General features: G+C 47.9%; 3 protein-coding genes. 1 reads left to right on the forward strand and 2 read right to left on the reverse strand.

Translation table 11 applies throughout. The features are described from left to right. Window positions 1-198, forward strand: a 198-nt coding sequence (locus tag ACTHSW_RS10715; RefSeq protein ID WP_440373905.1) for a hypothetical protein, incomplete at its 5' end; no start/stop codon positions are given. Here the strand turns inward: ACTHSW_RS10715 and ACTHSW_RS10720 are convergent. Together ACTHSW_RS10720 and ACTHSW_RS10725 are read right to left on the reverse strand one after the other, a co-directional pair. Continuing rightward, the gene (locus tag ACTHSW_RS10720) at window positions 199-627 is read right to left on the reverse strand and encodes a hypothetical protein (RefSeq protein ID WP_070461644.1); all 429 of its coding nucleotides are present in this window, start codon (window positions 625-627) and stop codon (window positions 199-201) included. It lies immediately after the preceding gene. Window positions 628-629: 2 nt separating this feature from the next. After that, a partial coding sequence (locus tag ACTHSW_RS10725; RefSeq protein WP_440373906.1) for a DNA/RNA non-specific endonuclease occupies window positions 630-2,978 on the reverse strand: 2,349 nt, incomplete at its 5' end.

The following is a 2,978-nucleotide window of genomic DNA, read 5'->3' on the forward strand; positions in this document are numbered from 1 at the left end:
ATGGCGGCCGGCCGTCAGCGAGCTGCCGACGGCTTCGGCGCTGCTGCCATCCTGCACCTGCGTGCTGCGGCTGCGGCGGCGGGCACAATCAGAGCCGAACCGAAACCGAGCAGCAGGCTGAAAGCCAGCGTGCCCAAATGCAAACGACAGCCTGAATGGGGTTTCGGGCTGCCTTTAATCTGCATTATGGAATCATGATTAGCCATACGGGTTTTCTGTTTTTTGCTTTTCTTCTTTAAACCATTGTTCAAAAATATTACCCGGTGTTAAATCATCTCTATGCGAGAAAAATTTTTCATATGAATAATTAGCGGATGCTTTCTGATTTACATTGTCATATATGAGTTTCAACTGAGTTGGAATTTCCTGATGATTCTCGGCAAAGACAGAGCATAGTTCCGAATAATCTTCCATTCCAAGATTAAGAAACTGCCATTGAATCTCTTTTGTATTAAAAGACTCCTTTCTCATAATTTTATTACCCACTTTAAAAAAAGCATCAAAAGACAATACGTTTCTTTCCCTTGCACCATATATATAGACAGCGGTAACCCCCTCTCCTGAAAATTCAAGTGCCAAGCTAAGCATACGTTCTTGTATTTCTGATATCTTATCTTCAAATTTCATTTTTACTTTCCTGTGTTGTAAATCTTTTCAACTTTTTTAATGCCATCAATTTCATATTGAATAACAAAATGATCTGGCCTTAAACTATTTCCCTTGTATTGTATATCAACATTTACCGTTACGCGTTTCTTTTCCATTAATGCATTTGCCCATTCATTTTCTAGAATTTTATAATTGCTTAAATTAACTCCGCTAAGCTGGGATACCAGATTATCCAACTTTGGAGACCCGCCAAATCTATCTCCCGCCAAATGACCAGCATGATCACCACTGAGTTTTCCCGGAGTATTAGGGTTATGATGAAGCCTGTCGGAACGTTTGGTTAACTGAAGCTCTTGTGCTTCCCATGTTTTTAACCGCCCAAGATGATCAGTTTGGTATATATATTCAAACTCTCCGGCTTGATATGTTACATTTGGTTTTAGTTTTCCTTTCTGATCAAAATGCGATCCGTCTTTGATAATTGTATCAGACGAAATAGTTTGGGTGCTATTCTGAAGTTTCGAGTTATTCGTGTTCAAGCGGTTATTGCGGGCGGGAGGCTGTTTGTTGTGCACATTTTCTTCCAGACGCCCGATTCCGCCCTGCTTGCCAAAGGTCTGATCATATACCGCATTCCCTTGTCCGACTTTCTCCGCAACATTGCCTACCGCTTTGTCAAACTTCTCTCCCGCCGTGCCGCCTTTGGGTGGCGAAGATTCGGGCTGCCCGCTTCCTTTGGCTGATGTGCTGCCTTTGCCGGTTGCGCCGGATTTGGTGCCGCCCTTGCCGTGCGCACGGCTTTCCATTGGAAGAGACGGGCTTTCAGGCTGCACTCTGTGCGGCAATCCGATACCCTCCGGTGTGGCCAGTCCGCATTGCGCACCATGGCAGAAATTGTCAAAGCCTTCCTTTATTTTTTGAAGCTCTTGCTTCCCGTTGTCTGCGACTTTTCGCGCAAACCTCCCGCTTTCGCCAACCAAATTCCCGCCTACATAGCGAACCCCTTTACTGATGATTTCTCCACCGTGTTTTGCAGCTTTTCCGGGAACGATAAAACCGCCTACATTGGCTGTAGCCGTTTCCATGTCATCGACCGCATCACCCAAATTGCCATTGGCAACAGCATGTCCGAAATTGCTGCTATGCCGTTTGAACAGGCTCCATTCGTGCCGGATGGCTGTACCGGCAGAATCGATTACTTTATCCCGCTCCTCTTGGTTGGTAGCCAACTGTTCCAGCTTATTCCAGACCCGATCCGGATTTTGAATGACGTACTTCCCTCCGTTCCATAATCCTTCACCGAGACCGATAATGCCTTCTCCGGTATCAATCAAGATACGATCGGCAACGCGTATGTCAAATGGGGCACTGAAGACTTTCTCAACTGCCCGCTCAGTAAATGGTTTGTCCGGCTGTTGGCCATCAGCTACCTGCTGGGGGAGATTGCCGAGACGGGGCGATTTTCCTACTGAGAAAGCGCCACGAAGGGTGTACCAAAAATCGGACGGACGTAACAGGCTCTTACGCTGATTGGTGTGGTTAAATGAAATGCCGTCGAGATAATGGGTGATATCGGCAGCTTTTTGACGGTCACTCTCCAAATAGGCAATATCGGTCATATTTTCCCAAATGATAAAGTGCCGGCTGCTGTAACCTTCTTTGCCGATCCAATCGGGGAGAACGGTAACGACCGGTAAGTTTTTTGCATCGTCTCCTGCTTGGTTAGGTGAAATAGAATCGGTTTGTGTAACAGGCTCAAGTTGAGCCCATTTTCTTCTGGGTGGATACTGCCTGCTTGCATAAAGCGGCGCATATTCTTCACTGGTGACATATTGCAAGCCTTCACGTATTTCAACTTTTTTCGCGGCGCACGCAGGATCTTGGTCGCCTCCGCGTTGGCATTGCAGTATCAAATCATTGCGGTTTTTTGCGCTGCGCATACGGGCGTCTGCAAATGTTTCATCCAGACATTTTTTATCGCCTATCGCGCATTGTTCCAATCTTCTTTCAAACTCGATGGTTTCTTCTTTGCTCAGATAGTTATTCTCCACCGCATTCTGTCCGACCGTCCCGGCAACTTGCGCATCAAACAACGCTCCGTTGCTGCTGTTCGTGCCGTTCAGACTGCCTCCGGCCGCACCCACCACCGAAGCAAGCGCCCCGGTCTGCGCTTTGATCTCTTCTTTAATGTGCTCGGGCAGAAGGTTGGGATTGAATTTTCCGCTTATCGGGTCAATCGCGGTCTTGCCGTCGTCGTATTGTTTGGTCAGGTATTCGGCTGCGCGTTCGGCAGCAACGGCAGCGCTGCCGCCGGCAAGCGGGTCGGCGCCGTTGGCGTAGGCCAAGGCGGCACCGAGCATAAAGTGGCC

Origin of the sequence: Neisseria sp. P0008.S004 (assembly GCF_051962755.1) — a bacterium.
In the GTDB taxonomy this organism is placed as follows: Bacteria; Pseudomonadota; Gammaproteobacteria; order Burkholderiales; family Neisseriaceae; genus Neisseria; species Neisseria subflava_A.